This window comes from Sporosarcina sp. P16b (assembly GCF_002743065.1).
GTDB lineage: Bacteria > Bacillota > Bacilli > Bacillales_A > Planococcaceae > Sporosarcina.
In genome coordinates this window covers 1-15390 of sequence record NZ_PDYO01000008.1, presented here as the reverse complement: position 1 = coordinate 15390, position 15390 = coordinate 1, and the positions used below count along the sequence as shown (strand labels likewise).

Here is a 15390-nt window from a genome sequence, read left to right as displayed (position 1 = left end):
TGTTATTGTCATACGCTTACAGGTGAATTTTCACGCTTATCTACAACACGTGTCGCTTTTCCTTCAGATCTTGGAAGTGCTTTCGGTTCATTACACACAACATCCACTGAAATTAAACACGAATTCTTCAACTTATGTTGGATCTTCCGCTTCATACTCGTGATGGATTCATGAAGTAGGTCACAGCCAACTTGTTCATATAGAGAAATCTCGATCTCAATATGTAATTCAATTGCATCCATAACGCCTTTGCGAACTAATTGGATTTGATAAACAGGTGACAATCCTTCTATTTGAAGTAATTCCCGTTCAATCTCGGAAGGGAAAACATTTACTCCTCGAACAATGATCATGTCGTCTGTTCGTCCTTTAACACGTGACATACGAGTAGTTGTTCTTCCACATTTACATTTCTCATGAGTAATTGATGCAATATCTCCCGTACGGTAACGGATAACTGGAAGCGCTTCCTTTTGCAAACTAGTAAATACTAATTCTCCTAATTCTCCATCGGCAACGGGTTCAAGTGTATCGGGATTAATTACTTCAACAAAGAAATGATCATCTGCAATATGTAATCCATCCTGCGCTTCATGACATTCAGACGCAACACCAGGTCCCATAATTTCGCTTAATCCATAGATATCTACAGCTTTTATTCCTAGTTTCTGTTCTAACTTTTGACGCACGCTTTCAGACCAAGCCTCTGCTCCAAATATGCCGTAAGCAAGATTTGTCTCACGTGGATCCATTCCTTGTTCTTCCATCTTCTCAATGATACTCAAGACGTAAGACGGGGTACCACATATTCCACGTGGCTTAAGATCATTGATGATTGTAATTTGACGTTCTGTATTCCCTCCAGAAATCGGTATTGTAGCTACACCTAATTCATCGGCACCTTGATGAAGACCAAGTCCTCCTGTAAACAATCCATACCCATACGCATTATGAAAAACATCAGATTTTCTACCGCCAGCAGCAACGATAGCACGTGCCACTAAAATTCCCCAGTTCTTAAGATCACGCTCTGAGTAGCCGACAATAGTTGGCTTTCCACTTGTTCCAGATGAACCATGGATTCTTGCAACATCGTCCACAGGAATAGCAAATAGTCCGTATGGATACTGATCACGGAAATCTTTTTTCTTTGTGAATGGTAGCTTTTTAATATCCTCCAACGATTGAATGTCTTCAGGCTTAATTTGCAATTCATCAAATTTCTGTCTATAAAACCCTACATTCTTATATACGTTTTCCACTGTCTTTTTTAATCCTTTAAGCTGTAATTCTCGCTTTTCGGAAATGGGTGCGCTTTCAATTTCTGGGTTGTACATAGATAAATCCTCCCTTTTCTCTCATATTACTTCATACGAATATAACGCGTATTGAACGACGTTGCCTTTATTCGTTATATATAGCAATACATTAATACATATTTTTCATTAAGTCAACACCAATTTCAGAATATTCTATTCAGGCGTCCTTCACTAGGTAGTAATTTAGCAAACAAAAGAATAAATATGTAAAATAGTCTACTTGTAACTTCTATTTCTTAAAATTAATATATTTATTGATAACGATAAATAGTTAGCCGTGCAGATTACGTTATAGTAATTGGTTTTATTAAAAAAGTAGTGTATTTACTATTTCGTTATGTACAATCTACTAGAGTCTATAAATATAATACCGCAAATCTTATTTATGTAGTTAGATTGATTTAATGAACTATGTTTAATTATTCCATACTATTAAAAAATTTTAGGACTCTTCTTTGGTTTACTTCAAATTTACACATAAGAAAAGGCAACTATTCAAAAACGAACAGCTGCCTCTTTATTTTAAATTAAATATTCACGGCTAACTTATGTGCAGAAGTTCCTTTTATTTTCGCTACGATTACACTATTGATTGCATTGATGTACGCCAGTGCACTTGCTTTCAAAATATCAGTGTCAGCTGCCTTCGCGATATAATTTTCTCCTTCATGTGCAATAGTAATTTTCACTTTTCCTAATGCGTCTTTCCCTCGAGAAACACTGCTAATATCATAGCCAATCAATTTAACTTGTATCTTTGTAATTTCTGCAATTGCTGAATACAGCGCATCGATTGGACCCGTACCAACAGCACTCGACTGGAAGATTTCTTCCCCTTTGCGAATTTTGACGCTGGCTGAAGGGAAGCTAGAATTGCTGACGACTTGTAAGTCTTCAAATTCAAAGAAATGACTGCTGTAATTCGTCACGTTCTCCTTATCATGCTTTTCATAATAGTTTTCCACAATTATATATAAATCATGGTCATATACTTCCTTTTTCATATCCGCCAATGTTAGGAATCCTTCAAAAACCCCTTCAAACTCCTCTGGCTTCATATGAGTAAAGCCTAGCTTTTCAAGAGCGTTTTTCACAGCATGTCGTCCTGACCGTGCTGTCAAAATCAATTCCATATCATCTAATCCAACGTCTTCCGGATGAACAATTTCATACGCATCACGGGATTTCAATAAGCCATCTTGATGTATACCCGACGAGTGCGCAAAAGCATTATCACCTGTAATCGCCTTGTTCACTTGCACATCCAATCCCATAAAGCTAGATACAAGACGGGAAGTATTCATAATTTCTTTTGTGTTGATTTGCGTACGCACGTTATAAATTGAGCTTCTTGTTTTCAATGCCATGACTACCTCTTCAAGCGCAGCATTTCCTGCCCGTTCTCCGATTCCATTCATTGTACACTCTACTTTATCCGCGCCATTCTTGACCGCTGCTAAAGTGTTTGCCGTCGCCATTCCTAGGTCATTATGACAGTGAACACTTAATAAGACATCCGGATTCAAGTTTTTCATCCGGTCATTTAATTTATAAATCATCGCACCGAATTCTTCAGGCTCTGAAAAGCCCACTGTGTCAGGCACATTGATCATTGTCGCACCCGCATTCATAACAGACTCGATTGTATGCCATAAATACTCGAATTCCGAGCGTGATGCATCTTCCGTTGAATACTGAACTTGAGGCATTAAGGTTTTTGCATATTTCACCGCTTCTACGCCTAGTTGAAGGATCTGGTCCTTTGATTTGTTGAACTTTTTCTCCACGTGAATATCAGAAGTACCTAGCACCATATGAATCATCGGGTTTTCTGCATACTTTACTGCATGATAAACTGAATCGATGTCAGCCTGAACCGCGCGTGCCAATGCTGTGATCATGATGTCATTTGTGTTACCTACCCGCTGCGCAACAGCTTTCACCGCTTCAAAGTCACCTTGGGATGAAGCAGGAAAACCTGCTTCGATAATGTCGACGCCAAGCTTCTTTAATTGCTGTGCAATCTCTACTTTTTCATAAAGATTTAGTTTAGCGCCTGGTACCTGTTCTCCATCACGTAATGTTGTATCAAAAACCCAAATTTTTCTGCTCATCCCTTTGCACTCCTTTTTTTAAAAAAATAAAAACAAAAAACCCCATCTCTATATTGAAATATAGAGACGAGGTTATACTCGCGGTACCACTCTAATTGATTCACCATACTTGGCAAATCCACTTATCGACAGCAATTACTGTCTATCCCGTTAACGGAGGAAACCGACTTCCCTTACTGTAGAACTTTCAGGGAGTGACTCATGGATGAGTTCAAAATGTACGTCTGCTGATTTCCACCAACCATCAGCTCTCTGCATAGACATAAACATTTTTACTAGTTCCATTCTTAGTCTGCAATGTAATATTGAACGTAATACTACATGGTCTTTAGCCGTCTGTCAACAGATTTCAAATAATTCTATATATTTTGCACAGTAGTATACGGCAAAATGGCTTATCGTATCTCTTTCAAATGTACGTTTCATCGTGTATCTATCAACAATGACTCAAGTACTAAAAATGAGCACATTTCTAATTTCATTTGACATTTCTTCCATACATTCACTAGTATAGTAGACAACTAATTCGTAAACCGAAACAAAACAACTAGATGTTTGAATAGTATCAAACTACAAAAGGAGTCGTTGCCAATGAATACGTTTACGAAATGGGTAGAAATCGTCTCGGATTTTTTATGGGGATTACCCATCATCATTTTACTTCTGGGAGGCGGATTGTTTCTTACAATTCGTCTGAAATTCTTCCAGTTCCGTTATATGCCTCACATTTTTCGTCAAACCTTCGGAAGGATTATGTCTAAAGGTTCTGGGGACGGTACGCTAACCCCTTTTCAAGCAACAACCTCTGCACTTGCCTCTACGATGGGAGCAGCAAATATCGTCGGAGTTCCTGTAGCCATCGCGCTAGGTGGACCTGGCGCGATCTTCTGGATGTGGATTGTGGCACTGATCGGAATCGGTACGAAATATTCCGAAGTCGTGCTCGGTATCAAATATCGTGAAAAGAATGCTGCCGGTGATTATGTCGGTGGTCCGATGTATTACATAAAAAAGGGACTTGGTTGGAAAAAGGTTGCGTATATCTTTGCATTCGCCCTCATGTTAGAAGTTATGGCGAGTACTATGGTGCAATCTAACTCCATCGCTACGACCCTTGAAGGTTCATTTGGTTTATCTCCAATCGTAACAGGTATTCTCGTCGCGTTACTGGTTGCACTCATTTCATTTGGAGGAATTAAAGCGATTGGGCGTGTAACAGAACGTCTAATTCCATCCATGGTCGTGGTCTATATTTTAACAGCACTCATTATTATCGGAGCTCATGTCGATGCAGTGCCCGTAGCATTTGGCTTGATTTTCACACATGCATTTCAACCGATATCAGCGGCAGGCGGCTTCGCAGGGGCCGGTGTCGCAGCGGCTATTCGATGGGGACTCGCCCGCGGATTATATTCCAATGAAGCCGGTATCGGTACAGCACCGATTGCACACGCAGCTGCAGTGAATAGTCATCCTGCCAAACAAGGTTTCTGGGGCGTCTTTGAAGTCGTCGTGGATACATTGATCGTTTGTACTATGACTGCGCTCGTCATACTAACTACAGGCGTTTGGAAAGTCATTGACGCAGACAACGCGGCGAACATGGTGACAGAAGCGTATAGTACAATATTTGGTGCTTCCCTAGGCGGAATTATTATATCCATTGTATTATTCTTGTTCGTGATTACAACGATTGTAGTCATTATTTATTACGGAGAAAAGCAAGCGGAGTTCTTATTCGGACCCAACTTCTCCATCGTAATACGCGTGGCATATATCGCGGCAATCATCATCGGAGCACTTGGTGGATTGCAGTTCGTCTGGAAGTTCCTTGATCTATTACTCGCAATCGTAGTAATTCCTAACGTGATTGCGGTCCTATTCTTAAGTGGACAAGTACGGGACATTACGAACGATTACTTTACAAACCTCTATCCGAAAGAAAAGAAACAAGTGAAAAAGAAGTCTTGATGTAAATGGCAAACAAGGCAGATGTCCACGGATGCCTGCCTTGTTTTTATATAGTTTCATTACTTCATCATTTCTTCAATTAACCCTACCGGTACATAGGTTTTCCTTGGTTCCAGTAGCTCCGGTGCCGCTTCGAACTTCATCAATGATTTATTGTAGTCATATTCCTTTTGTCCGCGAGTAATCGTATAAGATGGAGCACCTTTTGATACAATCGCACCGACACCAGTTGAATCCACTACATAGCCTAGTTTCTCGGCAAGCAAACGAAGCGGTACCATCTTCACACCGTCAACCATATAATGATCATCTTCTATGATCTGTTCTACAGTAGCATCTTCATCTACTGGATTTTCGTCTAGTACAACTACTTTCTCTGGCATTGTCTGAGCTGGTATACTTCGCGTTGTTTCTTTGTAGAATACTAGCAAGTCTTTATTCTTCAAGTCATCAGCTTTCACTTTATTACCTGAAGCGCTGGAAATGTCTGTATCGTCATCTATATTCAACTGTAGCTTCAAGTACGAATCCACCAATTCGTCATCAAATATTCCAACTACTGCGGTGGTCTTTATATCTGTTTCCACAATGACAGCATCCGGAGTGTACTGTGGTGGGTAAATCATAATCCTTGGTTTATCCGCACGGGTATAAGCAGACACTTTGTCACCTTTCTTCAATTCTATCTTTTTTCCGGTATTATCGAATAGCAGTGTTTCTTCTGTAATGGCCAATACGGGCGATTCTTCTTCTCCTTTAATCGTGTAAAGTGTTAACTCATCGTTCTTTTCTATGCCTTCGATTGTTCCTTCTACTTTAATAAAAGCTTTTTCATCAGATGTCACTTCAGCCTTCTCTTCATCACTCGCACTAACCGCTTGAGGTACTGCTACGCCGCCAATAAGCAAAGCTAACATCGCAAAGGTTACAACTTTATTCATTTTCATAAAAAATCCGCTCCTCACTATGGGTTCTATACAATAGTTCGTATGAGACGGTAAAAGGTTACAGGTACATACATCTTTTTAGATCTTATATTGATCTTCTACCTGTTTTGTTTATCTCAAAACTCTCTTTTCCACTACATGCCTAATAGCCACCCACCCCCAAATATGAGATAATACGACTAACAGAACGAACGTACTACGAACGAAATGGAGGCGATTGCATGAAACCGGTCATCCTAGCTGAAAAACCTAGCCAAGCAAAGGCCTATGCAGATGCATTCACTACACGTAAACACGACGGCTATACTGAAATTCAACCGTGCGACATATTCCCTCAAGGAGCCTTCATCACATGGGGCGTCGGGCATCTCGTGGAATTAAAAGAGCCGCATACATACAATCCCGCTTGGAAACGCTGGTCACTCGGCAGTTTACCAATTTTACCGGAACGCTACGAATTTCAAGTTGCGCCAGGGAAGTACAAGCAATTTCAGGTCGTTAAAAAGCTTATTCGCGCAACCGATCACGTCATCAACGCATGTGACGTGGATCGCGAAGGTTCAAATATATTTTATTCCATCTACTATATGACGGGTGCTCGCAATCAGAAGATTGAGCGACTATGGATTAATTCGCTGGAATCGGATGAAGTACGTAAAGGCTTCGAGAACCTACGGGATAATCGACAAGATCTACAACTGTATGAAGAAGCCAAGGCGCGACAAATAAGTGACTGGCTCGTTGGGATGAATGGTTCTCGGCTCTATACACTTCTGTTGAAAGCCAAAGGAGTTCAAGAAGTATTCCCTATCGGTCGTGTGCAATCACCTACCGTTTATTTGATTTATCAACGTCAGCGCGAAATCGAGACGTTCGTATCGGAACCTTTTTTCGAAGCGGAAGCCATTTTTACTGCGGAACGCGGTACGTATAAAGGAAAAGCAAAACTTAAGGAGCCTAAGCGTGAATTAATTGCGGAAGCACTCAACAGCCGCAATATTACAAAACGGACGCCTGGGGTTATTAGTGAGCTGACCCATACAGATAAACGTACGCCACCGCCACAGTTGCATTCACTTTCAACATTACAAGCAACTGCCAACAGACGATGGAAGGCAAGCCCTGCGACTGTATTGAAAACAATGCAGACTTTATACGAAAAGAAGCTTGTATCGTATCCGCGGACCGATACACGTCATATCACACCAAGTGAATTCAACTACTTGATAGCGGCTGTGAAAGACTATCAAAAACTAATTGAGCATCCATTTGAAATCGTTTCACACACACCGAAAAAACGATATGTTGACAGCTCAAAAGTACAGGAACACTATGCCATCATCCCGACAAAAAAGCTACCGACTCCTGCAGCACTGACAAAGTTGTCACCGCTTGAGCGCAATCTTTATGAAGAAGTCATTCGAACGACATTAGCTATGTTCCATCGGGATTACTTATATACAGAAACGAAAGTAACGACCGACGTCAACGGTCTGCCATTCTTCACAACGGGCAAAACAGAACGCGACAAAGGCTGGAAAGAACTTTTTGCTGTACCAAAGAAGGCAACGGATTCCGAGGAGTCGGCTTTACCACCACTTGAAAAAGAGGAACGTGTGCAAAGTGAAATTGGCATTAAAGAAGGTGCGACACAGCCACCAAAACCTTATACAGAAGGCCAGTTGATCGCTATGATGAAAACGTGCGGGAAGTTGGTGGAAGATCAAAGCGAAACGGATATTCTAAAGGAGATTGAAGGGCTCGGTACTGAAGCTACACGAAGCGGTATTATTGAGACGATAAAAAAACACGGGTATATTTCCGTGACAAAAAATATTGTATCGATTACTGACAAAGGTCGTGTGCTCTGTCAGACCATCGAAGGTAGTCTGCTTGCCAGCCCTTCCATGACAGCGAAATGGGAAACATACTTGAAGAAAATAGGTACTGGTGAAGGGACAGGTCAACATTTTCTAAGCAGTGTATCGAAATTTATTCAAAAACTGATTGAAGACGTACCTGTCCAACTGGAGAAACAAACGATTGATATTGTGCTGCCTCCTCGGTCTCCTTCAGGCAAAGGCTCGTACACACGAACTGAAGTCGCACCTTGTCCAAGATGCGGCAAAGGCAATATTATTGAACACCCTAAATTCTACGGCTGTAGTAATTATAAAAATGGTTGCAAGCAAACCTTCCCAGGACTCTTCCTGAAAAAGAAACTCACTGTGCCTCAAGTGAAATTATTATGTACTAAGGGGCAAACAAATGTCATCAAAGGCTTCACTTCCGCTGACGGAAAAAAGTTTGATGCTTCATTGGAGTTAAAAGATGGGAAACTGAACTTGGTCTTTATGTAAATCATATACTGACATGATACAGAAGCAGCACAAAGCTGCTTCTTTTTTATTATATTCTCATTACGTATATTATATTTCTAACGGCTTTAGAGTACGGGAGACAACAACCGTGAAATCGATTGCTTAAACTTAATCAGTAAGGACCGCTCTTCATAACGTTCCCTCGTCAACTTAGAACTACGTTCCGAGTCTTGACGGAACAGCTCAGTCAGGTGCGCTGCTACTTTGTCATCATAGACAATCGCAGTCACTTCAAAGTTCAATCGGAAACTACGTGAATCAATATTCATAGTACCTACTACCGCCACTTCTTCATCAACTACAATCGTTTTCGCATGCAAGAAACCATTCTCATATAATAATATCTTTGCTCCATAATCAAGCAAATCACCGACATACGACCAAGTAGCCCAGTAGACAAACGGATGATCAGGCTTACATGGAATCATTATCTGTACATCGATGCCTGACAGCAATGCAATTTTGCAGGCATCCATAAAGCTTGTATCTGGAATAAAGTACGGCGTCTGAATGTAGACACTCCTTTTAGCAGACAATAATAACTTGATATACATATTCTTCAGATGTTCTGTCTCAGAATTCGGACCGCTTGAAACAATTTGCACTGGACTTGTGCCTATATGTTTTTCGGTTTGAAATAAATAATCTCCCCAATCCCCCGGCTCCTTTTTACTGGCCTGATGCCAATCTAAAATGAATTTTGCTTGAATATGATTGACCGCACCGCCTATAATCCTGAAGTGCGTATCGCGCCAATAACCAAACTTCCTATCAAGTCCTAGATACTCGTCTCCGACATTGAAACCACCTATATACGCGATTTCTCCGTCAATGATACAAAGCTTCCGGTGGTTTCTATTATTGACCCGAAAGTTTACCAGACGAAACAGTGATGGAAAGAATACCTCCACCCCACCTCCTGCTGCACGTAATTCATTATAGAATCTGGGGGGAGTTTTCTTGGAGCCTACTTCATCATACAAGAGTCTGACCTTAACTCCCTCTTTCGCCTTTTGAATTAATAGATCACGCAGCTTGGTTCCGAGGGAATCAGATTGAATAATATAATACTGGACATTGACCTCTTTTGTAGCCGACCGAATATCCTCAAACAATGCAGCAAACTTTTTATGTCCATCATCAAAGATTTCAATATGATTATCTTTAGAAAGCAATGCATGAGATGACTTCAGATTCATATGGATTAATTCCGCATATTTTCTTAGTAAGGTGTTGTTTTCAAGTCTAGCTAAGTTTTCTGGCAGTAATTGTTTATCAACTTCCGTTTTCTCAGCCTTTCTTTCTGCAATGGAAAGATTATAGAAATTTTTCTGTTTTAAACTGCGTCCAAAGAATAGATAAATAAAGAAACCGACGATGGGAATGAATACTAGAACCATAATCCACGCCCATGTATTTCCTACATCTCTTCTTTCGATAAACAAAACCCATGATAATAGCAAGATATTGAGTATCGTAACAATAGATAAGAGCAGCGTAAGGACATGACCAAATTGTATACCAATCAACATCCCTTCCATTCCCATCATTTTTTGCGCTCCATTTCATTTGAAAGTAGTCTTTAATATAGCATACAGCCCGAATTCTCACCGTCATTTCTATGAATTTCATCGAGAAGAGAATTCAACATGCAATCAGAACACTTTCAAAAATGAAAAATGATAAAAGTTAAAGGTCTATTCATATTTATCATACATATTATAAAGAATCTTGCAATTGTTGCATGTTGATCAAAGTAAAGGAAATACTCATGGATCAATTGTCGTCCGGTTATTCTAACCTGTTAGTGTGTGATAATATATGAAAAAAGAAGGTAATCTATACAGTTTTCGTTTTATTTCTCTTTGAGTTACATAGATAGTAATTTTCCCAAATAAATTTCCCGAGAAATAATATAGCAATAACCAATGTTTTTCAATTGATATTAGACATGGTAATGGTATGGGGAGTTAATCAGAAACTATCTTTACGGAATGACATTACTATTGAATTTCTACACGGAATCTTCTGTGCCACTAAAAAATTCTTCTTTCAATCGTTTTCCATATGCATGTCCACTTTCACCACGCTGCCTCGGAAACTCTTGCATCACGATAGGTAATACCCTTTCCCATAGAACATTCATCACATAGATGTCTCGATCAAACTGATAGTCCAGTTCATTTAATGTTAATTGTAGCGATTTCGCGTACTTTCTTTTTTCCGCATCCCAAATCGTTGAAACATTTTCTTTAATGTATGCATCAATTTCATCTTCTGTCACTGTAATCCCATAAGCTTCTTCCGCGATTGCCAAAGCATCTTGATAGTGATCCGTTTGCTTCTCTGCGATCCCCCTTAGAAATGGAGAAGAGTGCTCTTGTCCAGTTAAATTGTTTTTCACGCGTAAACGGAACTCCGTCTTATTTGTTGAAAATGATTGGTCTAGCTGGCTAGTATGGATGCCGGATTGAATAGACGCCAGCTCTCCTTTTATTTCAGGCATATCTTTTAGCACTTTTTCTACAGATTGATTCATCTGCGCATAATCTATTCCTATCGTTTCAATCTTCTGTTGTTCTGAACTCGCCGTTTGTTTAATTAACAACGTCCCAGCGATTAAGACAGTAAAACAAATCATTATGAGGTGAAACCGATTGCGAGCAGTCATAGTCTTTCGCTCCTTCATCTGTTAGGTCGCTCAATTATGTCACAGGAGTAATAAAATATTTGTTGAAACAACTGATTATTTTTAAAAACATTTCTATATAATTCGACAAAAAAACCAAGAACCCGGCGCTAACCGGATTCCTGGTTTTTTATTGACGTGTAGCAGTTGTTTTCTCGATCATAAAGGTTACAACTACGAATAAAGCAAAACTTACTAATAATACAGTGCCACCAACGATGTATAATATAAGTGCGAATACTTCATTAACATTGAAGGGTTGCATGAACTGCAACCACATACCCGCTGTTAAACCAATTGCACCGATGATCCCTGTCCAGCCTTGCAATGTTAGTAGCTTTCTAGCACGGACTCGGTAAATCTTGTAAAACACACCCCATGAAAACACTGACAACCAACCAACGAGTAAAATATGCGCGTGAATCGGCCGGAATGCGTATGAACCCGCCCCCGCCATATGAGAACCGAGTACTGTTCCAATCAAACCAAAAATCGCCGCAATACGAATCAATCGTAAACTCCACTTTTCTTGCATGTTATATTTCCTCCTGTCATTCTTTTACTACATTTATCTTAACACTCCAAGATGAACGGAAGATGAACGGACTGTTACAGTGTAGGTAAATACACGATAAATGTTGTACCTAAACCTAACTCACTGATTACTTCTATTCGGCCGTCATGAAGTCGCACTACTTGTTCAACTATAGATAATCCCAAGCCTGTTCCTTCTACTTCACGCGTTCTCGAGTGATCCGCACGATAGAAACGATCAAATATTCGGTTCTTTGTTTCAGATGACATGCCGATTCCTGTGTCTTCAATAGTGAAACAGATTTCGTTTGCCTTCTCAGTCAGTCGGATATCAATTGTTTCTCCATCCGGTGAATACTTCAATGCATTCGACAATAAATTCTCCCATACTTTCTCAAGAAAGGCAGGATCACCTTTACACGTGACCTCTTCAGTTTCGAGCATGACGGAAATCTCTTTTTCTTGCAATAACCACTGGAACTTACGAACTGTTTCCTTTACTTGCTGATCAACACGGAATACTCTTTTCTGCAGTGGTGAGACTAGTTGATCGAGTGACGTCAGCAATAATAACTGCTTTGTCAAAGTTGAAAGTCTTTCTGTTTCTGATTGAATAATTCCTGCATAATGTATGCGTTCATTAGCTGGCAGCTCTTCGTCCGATAATAAGTCTGCATAGCCTTTAATATTCAATAGGGGTGACTGAAAATCATGTGACACATCACTTACAAATGCTTTTCGAATCTGGTCGTTGTCACTCAAACGATCAACCATTTGTTGAAAACTTTTTGCCAGTTGCCCAATTTCGTCACGTCGTTCAATCGACAGCTCGCTCGTAAACTGCTCCTCACCGACCTTCTTCGTCGCCCTTGTCAACACGATAATTGGTGCAATCAACTTACGTGCCACAACTAGCATCGTGAGAATACTAATAATCGCCATGACAATGACCATGCCGCCAAGTAAATAGTGAATTTCCGTAAAAAGCATTTTAATATCCGGTCGCAAAAATAGTGCATACGTCTGGCCTTTGTACATAAAAGGTACACCTACTGTATTAGCGGACTCATTGGAGAAATAACCCGTTACAAATGTCTCTGCCTTCTGCTCCCGCATTCCATGGTAGACTTCACCACTAAAGACCTTCTGAATCGCTTGATCTTCAAGATTATCATCGCGAAACGCTTCTCCATAGACAGCCGAGTTGTCGTTGGGCGATTTGACTAGCAATTTATAACCCACTCCAGCCAGCATATCGAAGTATGCCGGCAAATCTATACCATCATTCGCTTCAATGAACAATGCAATCTCCTCGGCAACTTTAACATTCTTCGCATCGTTCTCACCCTTTAAGTATCGATGATAGTATGTATTGACGGCCAGAAATGCTACAATCGCACTCGCCAGCATAGTACCAACCGTTATAACAAGAAACTTCCCATACAGCGACTTCATTCCGAAACCTCAAGCTTATAACCAACACCACGTATCGTTACAATTTTCACTTGATTCGTAAGCTTCTCGAGCTTATCGCGTAAACGCTTGATGTGCACACTCAACGTCTGCTCATCCCCCTCATAATCAAAGCCCCAAACACGCTCTACTAACACTTCCCGTGTAAACACCTGACTATGACGAGAAGCCAGTACCGACAACAATTCAAACTCCTTCAATGGAAGTAGCAATGACTTCGAACCAAGCACCACTTCATAACTCTGTCGATTGATCACCAAAGGACCGACCTGAATCATCCGATCCACTGCTTTGTCATACCGTCGTAAAATGGCATGGATCCGAAACAATAACTCTTTCGGCTCAAACGGCTTCACAAGATAATCATCCGATCCGGCCAAAAAGCCACGCTCCTTATCTTCCATCTCACCTTTAGCCGTCAGCAACAAAACTGGAATTTCCGTATCCTCACGGAGTCTCTTCGTTAGCGTATAGCCGTCCATGCCCGGCATCATCACATCTACCACCGCTAAGTCTGGCCATTCCTTATCTACCACCTCAAGCGCTTCAAATCCATTCATCGCCTTCACAACGGTATACCCTGCCTGTCGTAAATGAATACTGACTAACTCCAAAATATGTATATCGTCATCTACTACTAAGATCTTCATTTAGACCGTCCCTTTCTTTTACACTCTGCATTCAACAACCCTGAAAGAATAATAATCACTGCCGTTAAATAAAACCATAACACGAGCATGATAATTCCGGCTAATTGTCCATATAGCCTTGAATAATCCACCCGTGATACATACTCACCGAATAATAAGGACACGAACTGCCAGCCAAATGCTGAAAGTAATGCACCCGGCAACGCTTCTTTCCATTTCATCTTTCCGGTCGGCATAAGTTGATAAAATAACAAGAAGAACAAAAGTAAAAAGAATGTACCTAGCCCCCATTTTATATTAGGCCAAATGTACAACCAACCTTCCCATGCGTCTAGTACATCATAATATGCGATAACGGTATGCATGAGATTTTCAATCAACGGTAAAAATAGCGACATGGGTACGATTAGCATGAAAAGAATTGTTACGCCAAGATTCCGGATTATACTCATCCATAGCGGCTGCTGAGGAAGCCTCCGATTCGCAATGTCCAATGAACGGGCAAATGATTGTACCGCGACCGATGTCGTCCATAATGCAGCTAGCACACTGAGTGCAAGCAATTTACCATGACTTTTATAGAGTACGGACTGGACGCTTTGCTCGATCAGTTGAAAAGATTCATCTGGCACAAATGGACGTAATAACGCTAAAATACTAGCCTCTTCCACAGGCAGGAATTGCACAATAGACAGCACTACAAGCAAAAAGGGTAATACTGAAAGCAATAAGTAATAAGCATTCTGCGCCGCTTGATCAAAAAAGCGTTCTTTAAAGAAGCGTTTAATTATCGTCATGATCATAGAATCCCCTCCTCTGCTATCGTACGTGTCTTACTATCAATATACCCCAACAAGCTATAGACTATTAGGTTAAATGGAATGTTTATATTGAAATTTATTGTTTATTAGAAGAAATAGTGAAAAGTTTGAGCGCGTGGATAGTAATTGGTTGATGTTACTTTGCCTGGGACTAATATGGCCGCTAGTCGTGACTTATTGAGCGGATAAGCGGTGCAATAGAGCACCTCGCGTGCTTTATTGGGCGGTTTGGCAGTGCGAAAGAGCCCTTGATTTGCTTCGTGGAGCAGATAAGTGAGACGATAGAGCGCTTGCTCTGATTAATTAAGCGACTGACAAAGATCCATGACCTCGCAAATTCGGTCTTAGTTCATTTACATAATTAAACACAAAAAAGCCACTCCCCAAAGGGAATGGCTTCGCATGCCTAGCAACGTCCTACTCTCACAGGGGGAAACCCCCAACTACCATCGGCGCTGAAGAGCTTAACTTCCGTGTTCGGTATGGGAACG

The 15390-nt window shown here is 40.6% G+C and carries 11 protein-coding genes, 1 rRNA gene and 1 other annotated feature; of the genes, 2 read left to right on the top strand and 10 right to left on the bottom strand.

Annotated features, from left to right (window positions below; translation table 11 throughout):
* Positions 1-8 precede the first annotated feature (8 nt).
* Both CSV77_RS10605 and CSV77_RS10600 read right to left on the bottom strand, forming a co-directional pair.
* On the bottom strand, positions 9-1337 hold the full coding sequence (locus tag CSV77_RS10605) for a phenylacetate--CoA ligase family protein (RefSeq protein WP_099673400.1): 1329 nt from the start codon (positions 1335-1337) through the stop codon (positions 9-11).
* A 509-nt stretch (positions 1338-1846) separates the two neighbouring features.
* Positions 1847-3433, bottom strand: coding sequence for a 2-isopropylmalate synthase (locus tag CSV77_RS10600; protein ID WP_099673399.1), 1587 nt, complete (start codon positions 3431-3433; stop codon positions 1847-1849).
* 59 nt (positions 3434-3492) lie between these two features.
* Positions 3493-3731: a binding site (T-box leader), on the bottom strand.
* A 293-nt stretch (positions 3732-4024) separates the two neighbouring features.
* On the opposite strand from CSV77_RS10600, the gene CSV77_RS10595 reads away from it, so the two are divergent.
* Positions 4025-5404, top strand: coding sequence for an alanine/glycine:cation symporter family protein (locus CSV77_RS10595; RefSeq protein ID WP_099673398.1), 1380 nt, complete (start codon positions 4025-4027; stop codon positions 5402-5404).
* Between the two features lie 59 nt (positions 5405-5463).
* Here CSV77_RS10595 and CSV77_RS10590 read toward each other — a convergent pair whose 3' ends face one another.
* Positions 5464-6351: a stalk domain-containing protein gene (locus CSV77_RS10590; RefSeq protein ID WP_099673397.1), complete on the bottom strand. Its 888-nt coding sequence runs from the start codon at positions 6349-6351 to the stop codon at positions 5464-5466.
* Between the two features lie 221 nt (positions 6352-6572).
* On the opposite strand from CSV77_RS10590, the gene CSV77_RS10585 reads away from it, so the two are divergent.
* A complete protein-coding gene (locus CSV77_RS10585; protein WP_099673396.1) occupies positions 6573-8711 on the top strand; it encodes a type IA DNA topoisomerase in 2139 nt (712 codons plus the stop codon).
* Between the two features lie 86 nt (positions 8712-8797).
* Here the strand turns inward: CSV77_RS10585 and cls are convergent, their stop codons facing one another.
* The 7 genes from cls to rrf form a co-directional block, all read right to left on the bottom strand.
* Positions 8798-10252 carry a cardiolipin synthase gene (cls, locus tag CSV77_RS10580; protein ID WP_099673491.1) on the bottom strand — a complete coding sequence of 485 codons (1455 nt, stop codon included), beginning with the start codon at positions 10250-10252 and terminating at the stop codon, positions 8798-8800.
* Between the two features lie 494 nt (positions 10253-10746).
* Positions 10747-11403 (bottom strand): hypothetical protein, encoded by a 657-nt coding sequence (locus CSV77_RS10575; protein WP_099673395.1) that lies wholly within the window; start codon positions 11401-11403, stop codon positions 10747-10749.
* Positions 11404-11551: 148 nt separating this feature from the next.
* Positions 11552-11956, bottom strand: a complete 405-nt coding sequence (locus tag CSV77_RS10570; protein ID WP_099673394.1) for a hypothetical protein — start codon at positions 11954-11956, stop codon at positions 11552-11554.
* A 74-nt stretch (positions 11957-12030) separates the two neighbouring features.
* Positions 12031-13410 carry a sensor histidine kinase gene (locus tag CSV77_RS10565; protein ID WP_099673393.1) on the bottom strand — a complete coding sequence of 460 codons (1380 nt, stop codon included), beginning with the start codon at positions 13408-13410 and terminating at the stop codon, positions 12031-12033.
* The gene (locus CSV77_RS10560) at positions 13407-14078 is read right to left on the bottom strand and encodes a response regulator transcription factor (RefSeq protein WP_099673392.1); all 672 of its coding nucleotides are present in this window, start codon (positions 14076-14078) and stop codon (positions 13407-13409) included. The genes CSV77_RS10565 and CSV77_RS10560 overlap by 4 nt, the downstream gene beginning before the upstream one ends.
* Positions 14075-14881, bottom strand: a complete 807-nt coding sequence (locus tag CSV77_RS10555; RefSeq protein WP_099673391.1) for a YihY/virulence factor BrkB family protein — start codon at positions 14879-14881, stop codon at positions 14075-14077. Before CSV77_RS10555 ends, CSV77_RS10560 begins: the two co-directional genes overlap by 4 nt.
* 422 nt (positions 14882-15303) lie before the next feature.
* Positions 15304-15390: ribosomal RNA gene (gene rrf, locus CSV77_RS10550) — 5S ribosomal RNA — on the bottom strand; the annotation flags it as partial.